We start from the raw sequence: 20,102 nt of genomic DNA on the forward strand, positions 1-20,102 counted from the left end.
GGGTCAGGCGCGGCCTTCCAACGCGTCGTCGCGCTCGGCGATGTCGAGGCCCGGCAGCATCTGGCGGAGCCGGCTGAGCGCGTCACGCGCCTGGGACTTCACGGTGCCGACAGCGATGCCCAGGATCGCGGCGGTCTCACGTTCCGTCAGGTCCTCGTAGTAGCGCAGCACGATCACTGCTCGCTGACGCGGCGCGAGCCGTGCCAGCGCGTCGTGGAGCGCGAGCCGGTCGTCCGTCGCAGGGACGGCCGCTGCCCGGTCCGGTATCGCCTCGACGTGCACCTCGCGCCACCGCCGGCGGCGCCACCGGGAGACGTTCGTCGTCACGAGCACGCGGCGGACGTAGGCCTCCGGGTCGGCGGCCACCTTGGCCCAGCGCGGCACGACCTTGATGAGAGCCGCCTGCACCAGGTCGTCGGCGTCGTGCGGATCACCGGTGAGCAGGTAGGCCGTCCGCAGCAGCGCCGGTCGCCGGGCAGCGACCCACTCCTCGAATCCGGCCCGCGACGGATCAGGCACGCCTTCGCCTCCGCCGCAGCATCAAGGCGCCGGCGAGCGCGACGACCACGACACCGCCGCCCCATAAGAACGGCGTCCGCGGGTCCGAGGTCCCCTCGGGTTCCGGCGGGGTGATCAGCGCGTTCCGCCAGAGGTCGCCGGCCAGCTTCGGCGAGTTGACCTGGTCGCCCTCGCCGCCCATCCGGTACTCGACCACCTCACCGGTCACGATGTCGACCACGTGCACGGTGGACCGGAACCGTCCGACGACGACATGCCGCGTGTCCCGCCAGCCCAGCAGCTGGGCAGGATCGAGGTCCTCCACCGGGATCACCCGATCGCGCGCCCCCGCGAGCGTGCGGCCGGCGTACAGACGCCAAGGACCGCCTCGTACGTCGCCGTCTCGCCCGATGTAGGCGAACCCGCGGTCGTCCGGGGCCCACGACGCCGTGATCACCTCCTGCGGCAGGGAGTACGACGACCTCGCGCCGGTCGCGGGATCGGCCCGGTAGACCATGCGCTTCCGGGACCACACCACGTCCGACGGCGCTGAGCCGAGGTTCGGCAGCCAGTAGTGACCGGGCCCCTCCAGCAGGGTCGGGGTCCCGTCCGCCACATTCCAGGCCACGAACTGGTGGCCACGTGTCCGAGGGCCACCTCGCTGCTCGTAGCTCGTGAGCAGATAGCGAGAGTCGCCCGAGAACTCCAGGTCCGACGCCGTCTCCTGCAGCCGTGGTGCGGCGGGGTCGGCCAGCTCCAGGACCTCACGAGTCGTGGTGTCCATGACCGACCACCCCGTGAGTGGACCGTTGGTATCGGGACGCCGCCCCGGCAAGTGCCGGGTCCAGGCGAGCTTTCGGCCATCTGGCGAGAGGGCGAACCAACCAATCACCGGACGGTCGTCCTCGTCGATCCCCGGCAGGTCGAGCCACTGCGAGCGGCCGTCCACCGCGGACACCCCGAACAGCTCGAGGCCTCCCCGCTCTCCGGTCAAGCCCTCGGGCGTGGTCCGCGGTGCGACTCCGACCGCCGCCAACGGTCCGTCCGGGCCCTCTTCGTCGGACCAGGTCCCGGGAGCGTGGACCACCTCGGGCAGGTGGAGCTCCTCGAACGGCACGTCGGCGGGTTGCGGCTCGCCGCGGTCCGGGTTGCCCAGGACCACTGTCGCGCCGGCGACGAGGGCGACGGTGGCGGCGACCGTTGCGACGGTGCCTGCCCGGCGGGCGCGTCCGCGCCGTACGCCGCGCTCCCAGAGGTCGCCGGGCGCCGCGCCCCCGCTGGGTGCCGCGGTCGCCAGGTCCTCGAGCCGGTCCTGCAGCGTGCTCATCCGATCCTCCTCTTCCTCGTCATCCCCTCACACGCCTCGAGAGGACAGGAAGGAGGGGTGGAGGGAGCGAGTGCTTCTCACCCGGCGTCGGGGCGAGCGGCGACCGGGCGATTGGGAGGCGCCTCGCGAGTGTCGAACCTGGTGCTCGCCAACGCCCGCTCGGACATGGTGATGAGGTCGAGGACCTCGCGCGCGACGTACGCCGTCGCACCGCGCTCGATCGACTTCGTGGTGACGATGCGGGCTTGTCGCAGCTCGTCGAGAGCGGCACTGGCCGCCGGGAACGAGACGTCGAGGATCTTCGCCAGTGTTGTCGCCGTGACGACCGGAGCCTCCGGTAGCTGGCCCAACAGCCGGGCGACCGCGGAGTCCGCGCGCGGCGCGGCCCTGAGCCCGATCGAGGCCCGGTACGTCGCGAGCCGCTGCGCCCAGTCCGCACGGAGCTCGCCGATCTGCCTCACCAGCATCGCGGACTGTTCTGCCGCTAGTGCCGATGCCTCGACGAAGACCTGCAACCAAGCGTTGGCAGCTTTGCTCGCCTCCTTCGAGGACATAGGCGCGCTGTGTCGGTAGGCGCTCAGCCCGTCGACGTACCGACCTCTCAGTGTGGCGAGGACCAGGCTGATCGGAAGGACGGCGCTTTCGGTGAGGCCGCGGCGGGCGAGCAGGGTGTGGATGAGCGCGCGCCCGACTCGGCCGTTGCCATCGGTGAACGGGTGGATCGTCTCGAACTGGGCATGCACGAGCGCCGCTTGGATGAGCGGCGCGTGGGCGGCGCCGTTGATGTAGTCGACGAGGTCGGCCATCAGCCTCGGAACCTGTGCGGGGTCGGGCGGCACGAAGTCGGCGCCGATCGGGGTCCAGTCGGAGCCGCCGATCCAGTTCTGAACGCTCCTCAGCCCGTGGTGGCGCGGTTGTTCCGGGAGGAGCGACCGGTGGAGCTCGACGATCTGGTCCACCGTCAATGTCCCAGCTTCGACGAGCTCGGTCGTCGACCGGCGGACGATCGTCATGTTGTTGGCCACCAGCTTGGCCTGCTCGCTGATCCCTCTGACCGTCTCGGACTGACCGAGCTCCGCCAGCGCAACCTGCTGGGCGGACGGCGCGATGCCCTCGATGCGGGAGCTGGCGATGGCTTCGGAACGCAGCAGGAACCGGGCGATGCCAGCCAGGCTCTCGGAGCCCGAACCGTTGAGCGCCCGGACGCTCCGTTCGACTGCCGTGACCTCGCGGGAAAGGTCGCCGTCGACGGCGAGGGCGACACCGTCAATCGTGTCGGGTAGGTAACGCGCGTAGGTTCCGGAGCGCTGAGCCGCGCGCGGCACGCCTGAGTCGGCGCTCGACTCCCAGTGCGCTTCCTCCCACGTGGCCATCAGCGCTTTCCTTTCATCGAGACGAACTCTATCAAAGGATAGATATCCAAACTTTGATAGATATGGGTCCGACGTAAGGAAAAGTGCAATCGCCCGCTGTCCAGACCGCGGTCTGCCGCCAGCTAGGTTCGGCGGATGCGGATCTGGAGCCTGCACCCGCGCTACCTGGACCGCCAGGGACTGACGGCGTGCTGGCGCGAGACGCTGCTGGCGCAGGCAGTGCTGGCGGGCCGGACCCGGGGCTACCAGGCTCACCCCCAGCTCGAGCGGTTCCGCGCCCACGCGGACCCGATCGGGGCAATCTGCGGCTACCTGCACGGCGTCGCCGACGAGGCGGACGTGCGGGGCTACCGGTACGACCGCAGCAGGGTCGACCGGCCACCGACGACGGTCGCGACGATCGAGGTCACGACCGGGCAGCTCGACCTGGAGTGGGCGTGGCTCCGGTCCAAGCTCGCCGTACGGAACCCCGAGGTGCTCGCGCGCTGGGAGGCCATCGAACGCCCGGCGGCGCATCCGTCCTTCACGCCGGTCGACGGCCCCGTCGCGACATGGGAGCGCAACACCAGCGCCGGCGTCAGGTGAGATGCAGCCCGAAGACGTCGAGGTCGGTGAAGATCAGGACCGGCCACAGGGCCACGTGCAGTGCGTAGGTGATCGGCTTCTCGGTACCGAAGACCTCGTTCAGATTGGCATGGCCGTCGGCCCAGAACAGGCCGATCAGGATCCAGACGGCCCCGATCATCACGGTGGCGCCCAGCCACTCCGAAACGGTCATCGGCTTCCGCTCGGTCTCCACAGCGGTCATGTCTCCCCCGGTCTGTTTGGGTCGGCGTCCCGCAAATACTACACACCCGTAGTAATTGTTCAAGGGGTCGACCGCTCGGACCCGGCACTAGATCGCGGAGGCGCCGGTCTCCCCGGTCCGCACCCGCTGGATGGACTCGACAGGACGAGCGGCGGCCGGTCAGCCCACGCTGCGCCGCCGTGACCAGGCGAGGCTCGCGAGGGCCAACGCCCCGACCAGCAGGCCGAAGTCGCGCAGGGCGATGTCGAGGAACTCACACATCGTCACCAGGTTGAGGATGATGCCGCCGAGCCAGGCGGCGACGAGGACGGCGCCGTACCGGGGAGCGACGGCGACCACCACTCCGGCGGCGACCTCGATCACGCCGACCGCGAGCATCGCGTCGTGGGCCGACCCGGGCACGAGGTCGTTGATCCAGGGCGCGAGGTACTGCTCCCAGTCGGTCAGCAGCTCGGCGAACTTGTCGAGGCCGAACGCGATCGGCGCGATCGTGAAGACGGTGCGGAGCAGGAGGAAGGCGCGGTCCGCGCCCACGTCGGGCGAGGTGGGGGCGGTGTCGTGCTGCGAGGAGGCGGTGTCGGTCATGACGACGTCCTTTCTAGTTTGTGCTTTCTTCGAATTTAGACCTCGCCCACGCTCTTGTGTCAAGGATCTTCTGATTTAGACTTCGGCCATGGACCTGCGCGACCAGGCGAGCCGCATCGGCACCCTTGCCGACGACACGCGACGCCGCCTGTACGAGTACGTCGCCGCGCAGACCGGGCCCGTGACCCGCGACCAGGCCAGCGAGGCGCTGGACATCGCGCCGCACACGGCGTACTTCCACCTCGACAAGCTCGTCACCGAGGGCCTCCTCGACGTGGAGAACCGGCGGCTGACCGGCCGCACCGGCCCGGGCGCCGGACGACCGAGCAAGCTCTACCGACGGGCGGACCGCGAGCTCGCCGTCTCCCTCCCACCGCGCCAGTACGACGTCGTCGGCGACATCCTCGCCAGCGCGGTGGTCCGGGCGCGGGCCGGCCAGCCGCTCGACGCCGCCCTCGACGAGACGGCTCACGAGCGGGGCGCGGAGATCGCCGGCGCCGCCGATGCGGCCGCGCTCCCCCGACTCGAGGGGGTGGCACAGGTGCTGGCGTCGCTCGGCTACGAGCCGCGCCTCGACGACGACCGGGTCGATCTCGCCAACTGTCCCTTCGACACGTTGGCCGAGAAGCACACCGAGCTGGTCTGCGGCCTCAACCGGTCGTTCGTCCAGGGCGTCGGCGACGGACTCGGCGGCGGCGTGGCCGCCTGCCTGGAACCGCAGGAAGGCCAGTGCTGCGTGCGGGTCCGCACCGCGGAGGGGGGCTCCTGACCGTCTGCTCCTCGCAGATCCGGGCACTGTCCGACCATGCACGTGGTCGTCACCGGAGCGACGGGGAACGTCGGGTCGCGCCTGGTCGAGCGGCTCGCCGACGATCCCGGCATCGCCCGGGTCGTCGGCGTCTCGCGACGCACGCCCACGAGCCTGCCCCATGACGTCGAGTGGCACGCGGCCGACCTCGCTGAGGGATTCCCGCGGGAGCTCCTCCGGGGCGCGGACGCCGTGATCCACCTCGCGTGGTTGTTCCAGCCGACCCGCGACCCTGCCACGACGTGGCGGGCGAACGTCGAGGGCACTGCGCGACTGCTGCAGGCGGTCTCCGACGCGAACGTCCGGACCTTCGTTCAGGCGTCCTCCGTGGGCGCGTACAGCCCCGGACCGGGACATCCCGTCGACGAGTCATGGCCGACGCACGGCATCCCGACAGCCGCGTACAGCCGGGAGAAGGCGTACGTCGAGCGGCTGCTCGACGCCTACGAGGCACGGCACCCGACGACCCGCGTGGTCCGGCTGCGGCCCGGATTCATCTTCCGCCGCGAGGCGTCGGTGCAGCAGCGACGGCTGTTCGTCGGACCGTTCGCGCCGACGAAGCTGCTCGCGACGGTGGGACCGCCGGTCCTACCGGACCCCGGGGTTACGCTCCAGGTGGTGCACACCGATGACGTGGCCGAGGCGTACCGGCTGGCGCTGGTCCGGGACGTGAAGGGCGCGTTCAACATCGCGACCGACCCCACCCTGGACATCGGGGCGATCGGACACCTGCTCGGCCGCCCGGTGGTCCGGGTGCCGCGACGTCTCACCCGCGGCGCCGTTGCCGCGGCCTGGCGCGCTCGGATCGTGCCCGCGGCACCCGGCCTCTTCGACCTGCTCGCACAGATCCCGGTGATGAAGACCGACCGCGCGCGCGACGAGCTGGGCTGGCAGCCGGAACGCGACGCCCATGCGACGTTCAAGGCGCTGTGGGAAGGCTTCCGGTCGGCGGAGGGCGGGCCCAACCCGCCGCTCGCGCCCAGCACCAGCGGTCGGTTCCGCAGCCACGAGATCAGGACCGGGATAGGCGCCCGGCCCTGACCTGGGTGACTCCTACAGCGCGAGTGAGCGCACCGGCTGGTGCGTTCTCGCCTCGATGTCGCCGGCGGCGGTGGAGAGCAGCTCGTCGGCGAGCTCGGAGAGCGCCCGGGCAGCCGCCAGCTCGTCGCCGATCCTCGGCACCGTCTCGTCCTGCGGGTTGCGGCGGCTCCGGCCCTGGCCGTGCACCTCCGTGCCGTCGATGCTCACAGTGGCGTCAGCGACGGTGTCGTCTCCCATCTCCTCGATGTTCACCTGGACGGTCCAGGTCTTGGTGGCCATGGGGATCATCTCCTCCCGAGTGGCGGATCAGTGCGCGTGCCGAGCGCGTCCTCCGAGGACCACGCCGAGCACGATCATCGCGGCTCCGAGGACGAGGTGCAGCCAGTTGTCGGCGTCGTTGAGGGGGACGAAGTTCGCCTTCTCGTGCCGGTCGACCAGGACGCCGTACAGCGCGAGGACGAGGTAGATCGCACCACCACCGAGGAGGAAGGCGCGGGCTCCTGCCCACGAGCGGGCCAGCGCCAGCCCGACCAGTCCGAACAGGAGGTGCACCACGTTGTGGAGCACCGAGACTCCGAAGACACCGAGCAGCTCGGCTCCGGACTTGTGACCAGCCAGCTCCATCTGGTCGTAGTCGGTCGTCACGCCGGGGATGAACCCGAGGACGCCGACGAGCACGAACACGGCCGCCACCACGAGCGCGGCCTTCTGAAGGAGGGTCGCAGGTGCGACCCCTACGTCATGGGTCATGGGGATCCGGTACCCGCCGCGGGTACTCCGAGACGGGTACGACGGCCCGCGCCTTTACCGAGCGATCTGCTCCGCGGCATCGGCGAGGAGCTCGACGACGTGGACACCGAACTCGACGTCGAGCGGGTGACCATCGCCGGACTCCGCCGACGCGACCAGCTCCTGCGCCGCCGTACGGAACGCCTCGACGGCCATGCCCTCGGGACGGGCCGGCATCGGGAGCACCCCGTGCTCGCCCCACACCGCGGCGTCGAACCCGATCGCCGCGGGGGGCGCGAACGCGGAGAGCGTCGCCGTACTCGTGGCGCCGGACGCGTGGCCGAACGTCAGCACCACCAGGTCGAGCTCTCCCCCGGCGGCCCGGACGGTCTCGATCGGGCCGAGAGCGGCCGTCAGCGTCGAGATCGCGTGGGGGCCGATGTCCCAGAGTGCCCCCTGCTCGCGGCGCCACGGCGAAGCACCGAAGGGGTTCCCCTCCACCTGCAGCGCGCTGAGCCAGCGGAGCCAGCCGCCGCGCCAGCCACCGCTCTCCTGGACCTCGGCGAACCACGCGCGCTGCGCCTCGATGAACCGGTCGGTGAAGAACACCACCGAGGCGACGCCGGCCGCGGCGACGGCGTCCCGGACCGCCCGCGCTCGCGCGGGATCGGTCGCGACCGGCTTCTCGAGCAGCAGGTGCCGACCGGCCGCCGCGACCCCGAGCGCCAGCTCGGCCTGGACGTCCGGCGGTACGGCGAACGCGATCGCGTCCACGTCCGCGACGAGCGCGTCGAGATCGGCGTACGGGCGGGCGTCGAGGGCGGTCGCGAGCGCTGACGAACGGTCCTCCGACCGCCCCCAGACGCCCGCGAGCTCGATGCCTGGTGCGGCGGCAAGAGCCGGGCCGTGGACACGTTGTGCCCACGGCCCGGTGCCGATCAGTCCGAATCGCATGCGCCCACTCTGGCGCACTGCCGGCGTCAGCCGGTGCGGACCTCCAGGCTCTCGGCGTCGACCGGGACGAAGTCGACCTTCTCGCGCACGCCGCAGTCGGGGCAGCACCAGTCGTCGGGGATCTCGTTCCACGCCGTACCAGCGGCGAAGCCCTCGTGCTCGTCGCCCGCCGCGACCTCGTAGACGTAGGAGCAGCCGGGGCACTTGGCGGCCAGGACCTCGGTCTGGAAGTCCTGCACGGTGACGTCGTCGGCGATCGAGAGCTCGTGCTCGACCGCGCCGTACCGGGCGTAGTACTTCGCCTGCTTGCGCGGCTGGATGTTGGCCAGCGTCACGTCGCCGCCCAGGTGCGCCACGACCTTCTTGTCCATGACCCCGCGCCACAGCGGCGGGACCAGGGCCATCACGATGCAGCCGGCGTAGCCCATCGGCAGGGTCGGCGACTCGTCGAAGGCGCGCAGCGTCTGGTAGCGACGAGTGGGGTTCGCGTGGTGGTCGCTGTGCCGCTGCAGGTGGTAGAGGAACACGTTCGTGACGATGTTGTTGCTGTTCCACGAGTGCGACGGGTTGACCCGCTCGTAGCGCTGCTTGCCCTCCGGGCCGACCTTCTGCCGCAGCATGCCGTAGTGCTCCAGGAAGTTGACCACCTCGAGCAGGGAGAAGCCGACGACCGCCTGCAGCAGGAGGTACGGCGCGATCCCCCACCCGAAGATCGCGATCAGACCGCCGAACAGCACGACCGACATCAGCCAGGCGTTGAGCACGTCGTTGCCGAGGTGGAACGGGTGGGTGTCCTTGCGGCGGTAGCGCTTGGACTCGAGCTCCCAAGCACTCCGCAGCGAGCCCGCGACCGTGCGCGGCCAGAACTGGTAGAAGTTCTCACCCAGCCGGGAGGAAGCCGGGTCCTCCGGCGTCGCGACCCGGACGTGGTGGCCGCGGTTGTGCTCGATGTAGAAGTGGCCGTAGAAGCTCTGCGCGAGCGCGATCTTGGACAGCCAGCGCTCGTTGGCCTCGCGCTTGTGGCCCAGCTCGTGGGCGGTGTTGATGCCGATGCCGGCGATGCAGCCGATCGACAGCGCGAGGCCGATCTTGTCGACCAGCGACAGGTCGAGGTCGGCGACCAGCTTCGGGCTGACCGTGTCGGCGATCCAGCCAGTCGTGCCGACCAGGTCAGCGGTCCACGTCAGCGGGTTGATCCCGGCGATCATCGCCATCGCGGCGAACAGGCCGAGGTACTGGATCGGCAGGTACACGTAGGTGATCCAGCGGTAGTACTTGTCGTTCTCGAGCGCCTCGATCAGGTCGTCCGGCGGGTTCTCGGAGTCGAGGCCGATCGTGACGTCGAGGATCGGGATGATGACGAAGACCAGGATCGGCCCCAGCCAGAGCGCCGCACTCCACCCGAGCAGCGTGTAGCCGGCGAACGCGAGGAACGCGATGCTCGGCACTACCAGACCGAGCAGCCACAGGTAGCGCTTCTTGTCCTTCCAGTCGGACGTGCTGGTCGAGACCGTCTGTTCCATGCTCGAAGTCGTCATCGACTCGTCGCCTCCTTCGCGGGCCGCTCGTTGCGGCCATGTCGTCGAACTTGACATGAGGCTACCTTTTGTAAAGCAGGTTGACAAGTGGGGATGATTTGTCAAAAAGGTCAAATTTCGAGTTCGGATAAGTCACCAGGAGGTGACTTTGACCGAAATCGCCCCTTGTGGGTCACAATGAGTCACATGCATGCGAGCAATGTGGAACTCCTGCACGCCGTCGACCTGACGGCGCTGGGTTCGCGCGTGCGCGCCGCACGGGTCGCGAAGGGCTGGACGCAGTCCGACCTGGCGGGCAAGGAGATCTCCGTCGGCTACGTCTCGCGGATCGAGAGCGGATCCCGCCGACCCAACCTCTCGGTGTTGACCAGTCTTGCCTCCCGCCTCGGCACCCCGATCGAGCAGCTGCTCCAGGGCGTCACCGCGACCCAGTACGACGAGATCCGGCTCGGCCTCGACTACGCCGAGCTCGCGCTCGAGTCCGGCGAAGGCACCGATGCCGAGCGTCAGGCCCAGAAGTTCCTCTCGCTCGCCCTCCAGTCGTCCCTGGACGAGCTCGCTTGCCGCGGGCGCTACCTGTACGCCCGCGCCCTGGAGTCGAACGGCGACCTCGATGCCGCGATCATCCAGCTCGAAGAGCTGGTCGAGAGCGCCTCCGGACCGATGATCATCGCTGCCGGAATCGCGCTCAGCCGCTGTTACCGGGACACGGGGGATCTCTCTCTCGCGATCGAGGTCGGCGACCGACTCGAGGTTCGCATCAACGAGGCGGGTCTCGGCCAGACAGACGAAGCCGTCCAGTTCGCCGTCAACATCGCTGGCGCGCACATCATCCGGGGTGACCTGCACAAAGCGTCCCGAATCTGCACCGAAGCCATCCGCCGCGCAGATGAGTTGTCGTCGTCCCACGCCCGCGCGGGCGCCTACTGGAACGCGAGTCTCGTGGCAGCCGAGCGAGGCGACATCGCGACGGCCGCTCCACTCGCTTCGCGGGCGCTCGCCCTCCTCACCGAGGGCAACGACAGCCGCAACCTCGCGCGGCTGCGGGCACAGCTCGGCGAGCTCCAGCTGCAGATGGACCCACCGGAGATCGACGAGGCACGCGACAACCTCTGCCGAGCACGCGAAGAGATGACCAACTCGAGCGCCAGCGAGATCGACATCGCGCTCGCCGACATCCGCATCGCGCAATCGCACCTGCTGGCAGGCGAGCCGGCGCGGGCGCTCGAGATGGTGGTCGTGGCACAGGAGTCGGTCAGCCACCGCGCGGTCAACGCTCATGCGGAGGCGTTGGTGGTGCGCGGCCAGGCGTTGGCCGCACTGAATCGTCCTACCGAAGCCCATGCGGCGTACGTCGAGTCGATGCACGTCCTGACGGCAGCAGGGGCCGACAGATCCGTCGCTCAGATGTGGTTCGAGCTCGCTGATCTGATGGAAGAGGCAGGAGACCTCGATAGAGCCCGCGAGGCCTACCGGAACGCAGCAGCCACCACAGGCTTGACGTCACGCCGTCGCGCGGCGCGCCAGATACCGGCTCGACTATGAAGCCGGCGAGGTGTCAGCAGCAGACCCAGGTCTTCTGAACGGGAGCGGGCGCCTTGGCGTCAGCCGGTGCGGCCATCCCGACGGTGGTGGCCAGTGCCGCAACGAGGCCTGCGATCGCGAGCTTGAACGTCTTGTTCATGAATCTCTCCCCCTGCTTGGAGCGATGAGGTCCGAGTTCGAAGATTTTCGAACTCTGGACAAACTCTGTCACATTCGGTCACATTGGCAAGTCAAATCTGTGCTAGCGTTTCCGTCATCGGAACTCAGAACGGTCCCGGTGGTCGTCGCAAGTGCTCCCCCCACAGGCGTTCGACCGCTAGGATCAGGCGTTTCGGCCGGGCTATTCCCCCAGTCCGGAGATCGATCCCCTGCCGTTGGAGCCGGCAGGGGATCGACAGTTTTTGGGCACCGTTTCCGATAACGGACCGCCGTCCGCCACGACTCCGGCGGGCTCGCAGCCTCAGCCGATGAGGTGGTCGAGCAGGATCCGCAGGCCGATCGCGACCAGGATCACGCCGCCGACCAGCTCCGCCCAGCGGCCGAGCCGCTCCCCCACCCGGGCGCCGATGAAGACGGCTCCGAGCGACAGCACGGCGGTGATGACACCGATGACCGTGACGGCCGGGGCGACGTCGACCTCGAGCACGCCGAAGGTGACGCCGACGGCCGCGGCGTCGATCGAGGTCGCGATCGCGAGGGGCGTCACGGTCCGGAGGGTGACGAGCGACGTCACCCCGTGATCGTCGTCGTCCTCGAACGACTCCTTGATCATGTGCGCGCCGATCAGGGCGAGCATGCCGAACGCGATCCACGGCGTCGCGGCGCTGACGGTGTCGGCGAACCTGAACGCCAGGGCCCAGCCGAGCACGGGCATGAGCGCCTGGAAGAGGCCGAACATCCCTGCCAGGAACAGCGCGTCGCGCCAGCTCGGGCGACGCAGCCGGAGACCTTCGGCGAGAGACACCGCGACGGCGTCCATCGCCAGGGCGAACGCCAGTACGACGACCTCGGCTGGAGTCACGAGAGAACCGTCCTGGGGAGCAGCTGCCGGAGCGTCAGGCCGCCGCAATCTCGGGGAAATAGGCGTCGGGCCGTGACCTCTGGGGGGGTCGGCCACGGCCCGACGACCCCATCATTACACACCCGTCCTGGGAACCTGTCATCCCCCTCGGCACGTGGAATGTCCGCGACGATCAGTCCCAGAAAACGCGATCGACGACCGCTCGCGCGCGCCGCGTTGCGCGCAGGTAGTCGTTGACCATCGCGTCGGATTGATCGAGCGGATAGCCCAGGATCCCGGCCACCGCACGTCGCTCGCGGGACGGCCGGGGCATCTGCTCGACCGGCTTCCCGCGGGCCAGCGTCGCGGCGTTGCGCACCCGGCTGACGTCGCGCCAGGCGGCGGTCAGCACCTCGGCATCGTCGCTGTCGAGGAGCCCTGCCTCGGTCGCCGCGGCGAGGGCGGCGAGGGTCTGGGTGGTGCGCAGCCCGGGGACGTCGGCGCCGTGCCGGAGCTGCAGCAGCTGGACGGTCCATTCGATGTCGGCGAGTCCCCCGCGACCGAGCTTGAAGTGGAGAGCGGGGTCCGCGCCGCGCGGCAGCCGCTCGTTGTCGACGCGGGCCTTGATCCGCCGTACCTCGATGACGTCGTCCTCGGCCAGCCCCCCGGCCGGGTAGCGGAGCGGGTCGATCAGCGCGGTGAACTGCTCGCGGACCTCGAGGTCGCCGACCACGGCGTCGGCGCGCAGCAGCGCCTGCGCCTCCCAGACCTTGGACCACTTGGCGTAGTAGGCGGCGTAGGCGTCGAGGGTCCGGATCAGCGGCCCCTGCTTCCCCTCCGGGCGGAGGTCGGCGTCGACGACGAGCGGCGGGTCGCCGCCGGGGAGTGCGAGCGTGCGCCGTACGCCCTCGACCACGGCCTTGGCGTACGACGCCGCCTCGTGCTGGTCGACCCCGTCCTCGGGCTCGTGCACGAAGAGCACGTCGGCGTCGCTGCCGTAGGAGAGCTCGAACCCGCCGTAGCGGCCCATGGCGATGATCGCCAACCGGGTGGGCGCCGCGTCGAGGCCGCGCTGCACCCGGACCGACTCGCCCACGACGGCGAGCGTGGCCTCGAGGGTGGCGTCCGTGATCCGCGAGAGCGCGTTGCCGACGTCGGCGACGTCGGTGAGACCGAGGACGTCGCCGGCGGCGGTGCGCAGCAGCTCGCGGCGGCGTACGGCGCGGACCGCCTTCACCGCGCGATCGACGTCCTCCTGCCGGCCCGCGGTCGCGAGCATCTCCTCGGTGAGCACGGCCGAGGGCTGGGGTGTGAGGTCGCCGCCGAGCAGCTTGATCCCCTGGGGCTCGCGCTCCAGCAGGTCCGAGCAGTAGCGCGCGGTCGACAGCAGGTGGGCGAGACGCTCGGCGATCTCCCCCTCGTCGCGGAGCGTGGTGAGGTACCAGGGCGTGCGGCCGAGCGCCTCGCTGATCCTCCGGAACCCGAACAGCCCCGCGTCCGGGTCGGCCCCGTCGGCGAACCACTGCAGCATCGCGGGCAGCAGCGCCCGCTGGATGTTGGCCGTGCGGGTGACGCCGGCGGTGAGCGCCTCCAGGGAGCGGAGGGCGGCGGCGGGGTCGTCGTACCCGAGCGCGGCCAGCCGGGCGCGCGCTGCCTCGGAGGAGAGCCGTACGTCGTCGCCGGCGATCTGGGCGACCGCGGACAGCAGCGGCCGGTAGAACAGCTTCTGGTGGAGCCGGCTGACCTCGCGGCGGTGGTGCTGCCAGGTGCGGACCAGCCGCTGGTTCGGCTCCTTCATGAAGCCGAGGCTGCGGCCGAGCCGGCGCAGGGAGGCGTCGTCCTCCGGCACCAGGTGAGTACGGCGGAGCCGGTGCAGCTGGATCCGGTGCTCGAGCTGGCGGAGGAACGCGTAGGCGTTGTGGAGCGCCTCGCCGTCCTCGCGGCCGACGTAGCCCGCCCTGGTGAGCTCGTGGAGCGCGCTCAAGGTCGCCTGCGGCCGGATCTGCTCGTCCGCGCGGCCGTGCACCAGCTGGAGCAGCTGGACGGCGAACTCCACGTCCCGCAGGCCGCCGACTCCCAGCTTGAGCTCTCGATCTGCCTCCTTGACCGGGATGTGGTCGACGACCCGACGCCGCATCGCCCGGGCGGCGTCGACGAAGCCCTCCCTGTCGGCGACCGACCACACCATCGGGCTGACCATCGCGACGAAATCGCGGCCGAGCTCCAGGTCGCCGGCGACCGGCCGGGCCTTGAGCAGCGCCTGGAACTCCCAGGGCTCGGCCCAGCGCTCGTAGTAGCCGCGGTGGCCGGCGAGGGTGCGGCTGAGCGCGCCCGCCTTGCCCTCCGGGCGGAGCGCGGCGTCGACCGGCCAGATGGTGCCCTCACGGGTCTGCGCCGAGCAGACCTGGATCAGCTGGGACGCAAGCCGCGCGGCTGTGCGCGCGGCGGCGACCTCGTCCGCTCCGTCGGCGGCCTCGTGCAGGAAGATCACGTCCACGTCCGAGACGTAGTTGAGCTCGTGGCCGCCGCACTTGCCCATCGCGATCACCGACAGCCGGACCGACGCGGCCTCCTCGCCGACGTGGGCGCGGGCAACGGCGAGGGCTGCGTCGAGGGTGCCGGCCGCGAGGTCGGACAGCTCGGCGGCCGCGTCGTCGACGCTCAGCTCGTGGGTGAGGTCGCGCGCGGCGAGCGGCAGCAGCAGCCGCCGGTAGGTCACGCGGAGCGCATCGATCGCCTCGGCCTCGTCGAGGGTGGCGACCGGCGCCTCGGCCGCGGGATCCGCGCCGACGGCCTCCAGCAGCGCCGCGCGGAGCGCCCAGGCGGCCGGCCGGGTGGTGCCGAGCGTCGAGTCCTGGAGCACCCGCCAGTGATCGGGGTGGGCCACCAGGTGGTCGGCCAGGGCGGCACTGGCGCCGAGGACGCAGAGCAGCCGCATCGCCGTACCCTCGTCGGCCGTGAGGGCTGCCAGCAGCCCGTCGCGGTCCTCGACCGCGTCGGCCAGCCGGAGCAGCGCCGACAGCGCGGCGGACGGCTCGGCCGACCAGCCGAGGATGGCGACCAGCTCCTGGCCGGCGCCACCGAGCTCGGCGAGCTCGGTCATCGCGCGGTCGACATCGGCGAAGCCGTGCCGGAGCAGCTCACTGCGCAGCGTCGCGCGATTCATGCGGTCAGAGGACGGGCAGCATGCGGTCGCGCTCGAACGCCGACACCTGTCCGCGGTACTCGTCCCACTCGGCGCGCTTGTTGCGCAGGAAGTAGTCGAAGACCTGCTCCCCCAGCGTCTCGGCGAGCAGCTCGGACTGCTCGGCGATCTCGATCGCCTCGTTGAGGTTCTTGGGCAGCGGGGCGATGCCGAGGCTGCGGCGCTCGGCCTCGCTCAGCGCCCAGACGTCGTCCTCGGCCTCGCGCGGAAGCTCGTAGCCCTGCTCGACGCCCTTGAGGCCGGCCGCGAGCACGGCAGCGAACGCGAGGTAGGGGTTGCAGGCGGCGTCGATCGTGCGCAGCTCGATCCGGGTGGACTGCCCCTTGAGCGGCTTGTACATCGGCACCCGGATCATCGCGGAGCGGTTGTTGTGACCCCAGCAGACGTACGACGGAGCCTCGCCGCCGAACATCATCCGCTTGTAGGAGTTGACCCACTGGTTGGTCACCACGCTGATCTCGCCGGCGTGGTGGAGCACGCCGGCGATGAACTGCCGGCCGATCTTGGAGAGCTGGTACTCGGAGCCCGGCTCGTAGAAGGCGTTCTGGTCGCCCTCGAAGAGCGAGACGTGGGTGTGCATCCCGGAGCCCGGCTGCTCGGTGAAGGGCTTCGGCATGAAGGTCGCCCAGATGCCCTGGCCGAGCGCGACCTCTCGGATCACGGTGCGGAAGGTCATGATGTTGTCGGCCGTCGACAGCGCGTCGGCGTAGCGCAGGTCGATCTCCTGCTGGCCCGGGCCGCCCTCGTGGTGGCTGAACTCGACCGAGATGCCCATCGCCTCGAGCATGGTGATGGCCTCACGACGGAAGTCGGAGCCGTCGGAGTGCGCGGCGTGGTCGAAGTAGCCGCTGCGGTCGATCGGCACCGGCACGACACCCGGCTGCGGGTCGTCCTTGAAGAGGTAGAACTCGATCTCGGGGTGCGTGTAGAACGTGAAGCCCTGCTCCCCCGCCTTGGCGAGCGTGCGCTTGAGCACGTTGCGCGGGTCGGCGAAGGACGGCGATCCGTCGGGCATCACGATGTCGCAGAACATCCGGGCCGTCGCCGGGCCCTCGCCACGCCACGGCAGGATCTGGAAGGTCGCCGGGTCGGGCTTGGCCAGCATGTCGGACTCGTAGACCCGGGCGAAGCCCTCGATCGCCGAGCCGTCGAAGCCGATGCCCTCGGCGAAGGCGCCCTCCAGCTCGGCGGGTGCGACCGCGACCGACTTCAGGAAGCCGAGCACATCGGTGAACCACAGCCGGACGAACCGGACGTCACGCTCTTCGAGAGCGCGGAGTACGAAGTCTTCCTGCTTGCCCATGGCTGCAGCCTAGGGGGTGGTTGTTGGGTCCTCGGGGTCGATCCGTACGCAACACCCCGACGCGCCCGGGCCGGCGCCGGCCCGGGTCACCCTGCCGGCGCTCCCGAGGGCCGCGCAGAGGCCGGTCACGAAGCGCTCGTTGACCGAGCACACCAGGTCCGGGTGGTCGGCGGCGAGCCGGTCGTAGGGGCAGTTGCGGAGCCGGACCCCGCCCTCCTCGCGTGGCTCGTAGCCGAGACGGGACAGGACGTCGGGCACCGACGGGCTGTCGTCGTACGACGACGCGACCGCGTGCGCTGCCGCGTCGGCCGCGTCGTCGAGCGCGGCTGCCATCGGCTCGCCGGCCAGCGCCCGCTCGACGGCGTCGGCGAACACCTGCCCGGCAAGGTCGTAGCGGCGGCTGGGCAGGCTGACCGACACCTCCTTGCGAGCCCGGCGGTAGAGCTTGGCGGGGCGGCCGGCCCCCGGCCCGGTGCGGCCGGTGAGCCGCCGGAACTCGGCGACGAGGAGTCCCTCGTCGACCAGTCGGTCGAGGTGGAACTTGGCGGTGTGCCGCGGCACCTCGACGCCTTCCGCGGCCTGGTCGCGGCTGACCGCGCCCGGCTGCTCGGCCACGAACCGGTACAGCGCTCGCCGCAGCGGGTCCGCGAGCGCCGCCACGGTCGCCGCGCGTCGGCCGAACGCCTCGTCCATCGCCTGCTCCCCTCTACCAGACAGAAGTCTTGCTCAAAGACGTCCGCAGGTCTACCGTCAAAGACGACGTCTCTTACAAAGAGACCGCTCGAGAAAGGGAAACACCATGGTCACCATGCATCGGCAGGACGACCTGCTGCACGACATGCGTGAGGAGCTGCACGACCTGACGCACTTCTCCGAGATCACGGCCGACCGCAAGGGCCGCCTGACCCTGTGGCTCACGTTCATCGCGCTGCCCCTGGTCTGGGGCGTCGACATGATCTTCGACCTCATGGGCGTCGCGTGGGAGGCCCACGTCGCGACCTGGGCGAACGACGCCTTCCCCGGCACCGCGAGCGACCTGATCCTGTGGGTCGGAGTCGTGATGGTCGCGCTCGCCGCCTGCGTCGCGGTCGCGCCGCACATCGGCGGCGACCTGCTCGGCCTCGCGATCGCCCTGCTCGCCGTCAACCTGATGTGGGTCGACGGGGCCGCGCACCTCGTGTTCGGGATGATCGCCCTCGCCCTGTGCTGCTTCGCCATGGCGCGGATGGCCCACGGCGACCGCGAGCGGGAGGTGGCCCCACCCCTGGCCTAGGGGACGTTCGCCTCGAGCTCGGCCAGCCATGCCGCCGCGCTGGCGTCTGACGGCATCCGCCAGTCGCCGCGCGGTGACATGGTGCCGCCGCTGCTCACCTTGGGCCCGTTCGGCAGTGCCGACCGCTTGAACTGGCTCGCGAAGAACCGCTTCACGAAGACCTCGAGCCACCTGCGCACGGTGGCGAGGTCGTACGACGTACGCGCGTCCTCCGGGAACCCCGGCGGCCATTCCCCTGCCGCCGGGTCCTTCCAGGCGTGCCACGCGAGGAACGCGATCTTGCTCGGGCGGTAGCCGCGCCGGATCACGTGGAAGAGCGTGAAGTCCTGCAGCGCGTAGGGACCGACGGAGTCCTCGGTCGCCTGCGGCTTCTTGCCATCCTCGGTCGGGATCAGCTCGGGCGTGATCTCCTGCTCGAGGATCTCTCGCAGCACCAGGTCAGCTGCGTCGTCGTACTGACCGTCGTGAAGCTGACTGCTGTCGATCACCCACCGGATCAGGTGCTGGATGAGCGTCTTCGGCACGCCGGCGTTGACGTTGTAGTGCGACATCTGGTCGCCGACGCCGTACGTGCACCAGCCGAGGGCGAGCTCGGACAGGTCGCCGGTGCCGAGAACGATCCCGCCGCGGTGGTTGGCGAGCCGGAACAGGTAGTCGGTGCGCAGCCCCGCCTGCACGTTCTCGAACGTGATGTCGTAGACGGCGTCACCCTCGCTGAAGGGGTGGTCGAGGTCCTTGAGCATCTGCTCGGCCGCCGGCTTGATGTCGATCTCCGCGAAGGTGCAGCCGAGCGCGGTGGCGAGCCGGGTGGCGTAGGACTTCGTCGTCTCGCCGGTCGCGAAGCCGGGCATCGTGAACGCGTGGATGTCGCTCCGGGGCCGGCCGAGCCGGTCCATCGCCTTGGCCGCGACGATCAGCGCGTGGGTCGAGTCGAGACCGCCGCTGACACCGATGACGACCTTGGGTTGACCGATCGCCGCGAGCCGCTGCTCCAGCCCGGAGACCTGGATGTTGTAGGCCTCGTAGCAGTCGAGGGCGAGCCGGGCGGGGTCGTCGGGGACGAACGGGTAGCGGTCGACCTTGCGTCGCAGGCCGATGTCACCGCCGGGCGGGGTCAGCTCGAACTCGACCCGCCTGAACTCACCGATGCCGAGCCCCCGCCGGTTGTCGTCGTGGCTGCCCTGCCGGATCCGCTCCTGGCGCATCCGGTCGAGGTCGACGTCGACGACGGTCGCCCGCGGCCCGTCCGGGAACCGCTCGCTCTCGCCGAGCAGGTCGCCGCACTCGTAGACCATCGTCTGACCGTCCCAGGACAGGTCGGTCGTCGACTCCCCCTGGCCCGCGGCGGTGTAGAGGTAGGCCGCGTTGCAGCGGTTGCTGGCCGACTGCACCAGCTGGCGGCGCCCCTCGGAGCGGCCGACCGTGACCGGGCTGGCGCTGAGGTTGGCGAGCACCGTCGCCCCGGCCAGCGACGCCTGCGCGCTCGGCGGCACCGGGACCCACATGTCCTCGCAGATCTCCACGTGCAGGTGCAGGCCCGGCAGGTCGGTCGCGGTGAAGATCAGGTCCGGCCCGAGCGGCACCTCCTGGCCGGCCAGCTCGATCGTCTGCGCGGCCAGGTCGTCGCCCGGCGCGAACCAGCGCCGCTCGTAGAACTCGCGGTAGTTCGGCAGGTACGACTTCGGCGCGACCCCGAGCACCCGGCCGCGGTGGACGACGACGCCGCAGTTGTAGATCCGGTTGCCGTGCTCGAGCGGCGCGCCGACCACGAACACCGGCAGCAGGTCGGCGGAGGCCGCGACCAGGTCTGCGATCGCCGTGCGCACCGACTCCAGCAGCGTGTCCTGCAGGAACAGGTCGTCGACGGCGTAGCCGGTGAGGCCGAGCTCCGGGAACACCGCGACCGCCACGCCCTGCTCGTGCAGCGCGCGGACCTGCTCGAGGGTCCGCGCCGTGTTGGTCGCCGGGTCCGCGAGTGCCACCGGCAGCGTGCAGGCTGCGACCCGCGCGAAGCCCTGGGCGTAGGCCGAGTAGAAGTCCACGGATGGAGTCTAGGGATCGGCGGCGCGGTGAGCGTCTCGATGAGTCTGGCGCCACGCCGCGGTCTGCACCGGC

The 20,102-nt window shown here is 70.5% G+C and carries 20 protein-coding genes; 5 read left to right on the top strand and 15 right to left on the bottom strand.

What is annotated here, in order from left to right:
- Nucleotides 1–3: 3 nt before the first annotated feature.
- The 3 genes from D0Z08_RS27540 to D0Z08_RS27550 all read right to left on the bottom strand — a co-directional run bounded on the left by D0Z08_RS27540 (nt 4) and on the right by D0Z08_RS27550 (nt 3,198).
- Complete coding sequence (locus tag D0Z08_RS27540; RefSeq protein ID WP_118928497.1) at nt 4–519, bottom strand: SigE family RNA polymerase sigma factor; 516 nt, start codon at nt 517–519, stop codon at nt 4–6.
- On the bottom strand, nt 512–1,825 hold the full coding sequence (locus D0Z08_RS27545; protein WP_118928498.1) for a hypothetical protein: 1,314 nt from the start codon (nt 1,823–1,825) through the stop codon (nt 512–514). The genes D0Z08_RS27540 and D0Z08_RS27545 overlap by 8 nt, the downstream gene beginning before the upstream one ends.
- Before the next feature lie 77 nt (nt 1,826–1,902).
- Nucleotides 1,903–3,198 (bottom strand): Fic family protein, encoded by a 1,296-nt coding sequence (locus D0Z08_RS27550; RefSeq protein ID WP_118928499.1) that lies wholly within the window; start codon nt 3,196–3,198, stop codon nt 1,903–1,905.
- A gap of 135 nt (nt 3,199–3,333) precedes the next feature.
- Between D0Z08_RS27550 and D0Z08_RS27555 the strand changes: the two genes are divergently transcribed.
- Entirely contained in the window at nt 3,334–3,783 is a 450-nt protein-coding gene (locus tag D0Z08_RS27555; RefSeq protein WP_118928500.1) for a pyrimidine dimer DNA glycosylase/endonuclease V, read from the top strand.
- Here the strand turns inward: D0Z08_RS27555 and D0Z08_RS27560 are convergent.
- The gene (locus D0Z08_RS27560; protein ID WP_147381555.1) at nt 3,776–4,006 is read right to left on the bottom strand and encodes a hypothetical protein; all 231 of its coding nucleotides are present in this window, start codon (nt 4,004–4,006) and stop codon (nt 3,776–3,778) included. The genes D0Z08_RS27555 and D0Z08_RS27560 overlap by 8 nt on opposite strands.
- Nucleotides 4,007–4,165: 159 nt before the next feature.
- Entirely contained in the window at nt 4,166–4,591 is a 426-nt protein-coding gene (locus D0Z08_RS27565; RefSeq protein ID WP_118928502.1) for a hypothetical protein, read from the bottom strand.
- Nucleotides 4,592–4,679: 88 nt separating this feature from the next.
- Between D0Z08_RS27565 and D0Z08_RS27570 the strand changes: the two genes are divergently transcribed.
- Both D0Z08_RS27570 and D0Z08_RS27575 read left to right on the top strand, forming a co-directional pair.
- On the top strand, nt 4,680–5,360 hold the full coding sequence (locus D0Z08_RS27570) for a helix-turn-helix transcriptional regulator (RefSeq protein ID WP_118928503.1): 681 nt from the start codon (nt 4,680–4,682) through the stop codon (nt 5,358–5,360).
- Nucleotides 5,361–5,396: 36 nt separating this feature from the next.
- Nucleotides 5,397–6,440 carry an NAD-dependent epimerase/dehydratase family protein gene (locus D0Z08_RS27575; RefSeq protein WP_118928504.1) on the top strand — a complete coding sequence of 348 codons (1,044 nt, stop codon included), beginning with the start codon at nt 5,397–5,399 and terminating at the stop codon, nt 6,438–6,440.
- A gap of 12 nt (nt 6,441–6,452) precedes the next feature.
- On the opposite strand, the gene D0Z08_RS27580 is transcribed toward D0Z08_RS27575, so the two are convergent.
- The 4 genes from D0Z08_RS27580 to D0Z08_RS33525 are packed head-to-tail and all read right to left on the bottom strand — an operon-like array spanning nt 6,453 to nt 9,661.
- Entirely contained in the window at nt 6,453–6,719 is a 267-nt protein-coding gene (locus D0Z08_RS27580) for a DUF1876 domain-containing protein (protein ID WP_118928505.1), read from the bottom strand.
- Between the two features lie 27 nt (nt 6,720–6,746).
- Entirely contained in the window at nt 6,747–7,190 is a 444-nt protein-coding gene (locus D0Z08_RS27585) for a DUF4383 domain-containing protein (RefSeq protein WP_118928506.1), read from the bottom strand.
- A gap of 54 nt (nt 7,191–7,244) precedes the next feature.
- Entirely contained in the window at nt 7,245–8,123 is an 879-nt protein-coding gene (locus tag D0Z08_RS27590) for a Gfo/Idh/MocA family protein (RefSeq protein WP_118928507.1), read from the bottom strand.
- Nucleotides 8,124–8,149: 26 nt separating this feature from the next.
- A complete protein-coding gene (locus D0Z08_RS33525; protein WP_281271783.1) occupies nt 8,150–9,661 on the bottom strand; it encodes a fatty acid desaturase in 1,512 nt (503 codons plus the stop codon).
- 186 nt (nt 9,662–9,847) lie between these two features.
- Between D0Z08_RS33525 and D0Z08_RS27600 the strand changes: the two genes are divergently transcribed.
- Nucleotides 9,848–11,206, top strand: a complete 1,359-nt coding sequence (locus D0Z08_RS27600) for a helix-turn-helix domain-containing protein (protein ID WP_182481515.1) — start codon at nt 9,848–9,850, stop codon at nt 11,204–11,206.
- 13 nt (nt 11,207–11,219) lie between these two features.
- Here D0Z08_RS27600 and D0Z08_RS33530 read toward each other — a convergent pair whose 3' ends face one another.
- The 5 genes from D0Z08_RS33530 to D0Z08_RS27620 all read right to left on the bottom strand — a co-directional run bounded on the left by D0Z08_RS33530 (nt 11,220) and on the right by D0Z08_RS27620 (nt 17,407).
- Nucleotides 11,220–11,345, bottom strand: a complete 126-nt coding sequence (locus D0Z08_RS33530) for a hypothetical protein (RefSeq protein ID WP_281271784.1) — start codon at nt 11,343–11,345, stop codon at nt 11,220–11,222.
- Between the two features lie 321 nt (nt 11,346–11,666).
- A complete protein-coding gene (locus D0Z08_RS27605) occupies nt 11,667–12,227 on the bottom strand; it encodes a manganese efflux pump MntP (protein ID WP_220454397.1) in 561 nt (186 codons plus the stop codon).
- A gap of 172 nt (nt 12,228–12,399) precedes the next feature.
- Nucleotides 12,400–15,372: a bifunctional [glutamine synthetase] adenylyltransferase/[glutamine synthetase]-adenylyl-L-tyrosine phosphorylase gene (locus D0Z08_RS27610; protein ID WP_118928510.1), complete on the bottom strand. Its 2,973-nt coding sequence runs from the start codon at nt 15,370–15,372 to the stop codon at nt 12,400–12,402.
- Between the two features lie 4 nt (nt 15,373–15,376).
- A complete protein-coding gene (locus D0Z08_RS27615; RefSeq protein ID WP_118928511.1) occupies nt 15,377–16,714 on the bottom strand; it encodes a glutamine synthetase family protein in 1,338 nt (445 codons plus the stop codon).
- 9 nt (nt 16,715–16,723) lie between these two features.
- Nucleotides 16,724–17,407, bottom strand: a complete 684-nt coding sequence (locus D0Z08_RS27620) for a helix-turn-helix transcriptional regulator (RefSeq protein ID WP_118928512.1) — start codon at nt 17,405–17,407, stop codon at nt 16,724–16,726.
- A 115-nt stretch (nt 17,408–17,522) separates the two neighbouring features.
- Here D0Z08_RS27620 and D0Z08_RS27625 point away from each other — a divergent pair, with 115 nt between their 5' ends.
- Nucleotides 17,523–17,987 (top strand): hypothetical protein, encoded by a 465-nt coding sequence (locus tag D0Z08_RS27625; RefSeq protein WP_147381556.1) that lies wholly within the window; start codon nt 17,523–17,525, stop codon nt 17,985–17,987.
- Here D0Z08_RS27625 and D0Z08_RS27630 read toward each other — a convergent pair.
- Nucleotides 17,984–20,029, bottom strand: a complete 2,046-nt coding sequence (locus tag D0Z08_RS27630; protein ID WP_118928514.1) for an NAD(+) synthase — start codon at nt 20,027–20,029, stop codon at nt 17,984–17,986. The genes D0Z08_RS27625 and D0Z08_RS27630 overlap by 4 nt on opposite strands.
- Nucleotides 20,030–20,102 lie beyond the last annotated feature (73 nt).

Origin of the sequence: Nocardioides immobilis (genome assembly GCF_003515065.1) — a bacterium.
Lineage (GTDB): Bacteria > Actinomycetota > Actinomycetes > Propionibacteriales > Nocardioidaceae > Nocardioides > Nocardioides immobilis.

Bases quoted from the DNA above. Each gene is read 5' to 3' on its own strand.
- D0Z08_RS27565 (WP_118928502.1), bottom strand. From the start codon at position 4,591: ATGACCGACACCGCCTCCTCGCAGCACGACACCGCCCCCACCTCGCCC.
- D0Z08_RS27610 (WP_118928510.1), bottom strand. From the start codon at position 15,372: ATGAATCGCGCGACGCTGCGCAGTGAGCTGCTCCGGCACGGCTTCGCC.
- D0Z08_RS33525 (WP_281271783.1), bottom strand. From the start codon at position 9,661: ATGACGACTTCGAGCATGGAACAGACGGTCTCGACCAGCACGTCCGAC.
- D0Z08_RS27555 (WP_118928500.1), top strand. From the start codon at position 3,334: ATGCGGATCTGGAGCCTGCACCCGCGCTACCTGGACCGCCAGGGACTG.
- D0Z08_RS27580 (WP_118928505.1), bottom strand. From the start codon at position 6,719: ATGGCCACCAAGACCTGGACCGTCCAGGTGAACATCGAGGAGATGGGA.
- D0Z08_RS27625 (WP_147381556.1), top strand. From the start codon at position 17,523: ATGCATCGGCAGGACGACCTGCTGCACGACATGCGTGAGGAGCTGCAC.
- D0Z08_RS33530 (WP_281271784.1), bottom strand. From the start codon at position 11,345: ATGAACAAGACGTTCAAGCTCGCGATCGCAGGCCTCGTTGCGGCACTG.
- D0Z08_RS27585 (WP_118928506.1), bottom strand. From the start codon at position 7,190: ATGACCCATGACGTAGGGGTCGCACCTGCGACCCTCCTTCAGAAGGCC.
- D0Z08_RS27570 (WP_118928503.1), top strand. From the start codon at position 4,680: ATGGACCTGCGCGACCAGGCGAGCCGCATCGGCACCCTTGCCGACGAC.
- D0Z08_RS27620 (WP_118928512.1), bottom strand. From the start codon at position 17,407: ATGGACGAGGCGTTCGGCCGACGCGCGGCGACCGTGGCGGCGCTCGCG.
- D0Z08_RS27560 (WP_147381555.1), bottom strand. From the start codon at position 4,006: ATGACCGCTGTGGAGACCGAGCGGAAGCCGATGACCGTTTCGGAGTGG.
- D0Z08_RS27590 (WP_118928507.1), bottom strand. From the start codon at position 8,123: ATGCGATTCGGACTGATCGGCACCGGGCCGTGGGCACAACGTGTCCAC.
- D0Z08_RS27550 (WP_118928499.1), bottom strand. From the start codon at position 3,198: ATGGCCACGTGGGAGGAAGCGCACTGGGAGTCGAGCGCCGACTCAGGC.
- D0Z08_RS27575 (WP_118928504.1), top strand. From the start codon at position 5,397: ATGCACGTGGTCGTCACCGGAGCGACGGGGAACGTCGGGTCGCGCCTG.
- D0Z08_RS27545 (WP_118928498.1), bottom strand. From the start codon at position 1,825: ATGAGCACGCTGCAGGACCGGCTCGAGGACCTGGCGACCGCGGCACCC.
- D0Z08_RS27600 (WP_182481515.1), top strand. From the start codon at position 9,848: ATGCATGCGAGCAATGTGGAACTCCTGCACGCCGTCGACCTGACGGCG.
- D0Z08_RS27615 (WP_118928511.1), bottom strand. From the start codon at position 16,714: ATGGGCAAGCAGGAAGACTTCGTACTCCGCGCTCTCGAAGAGCGTGAC.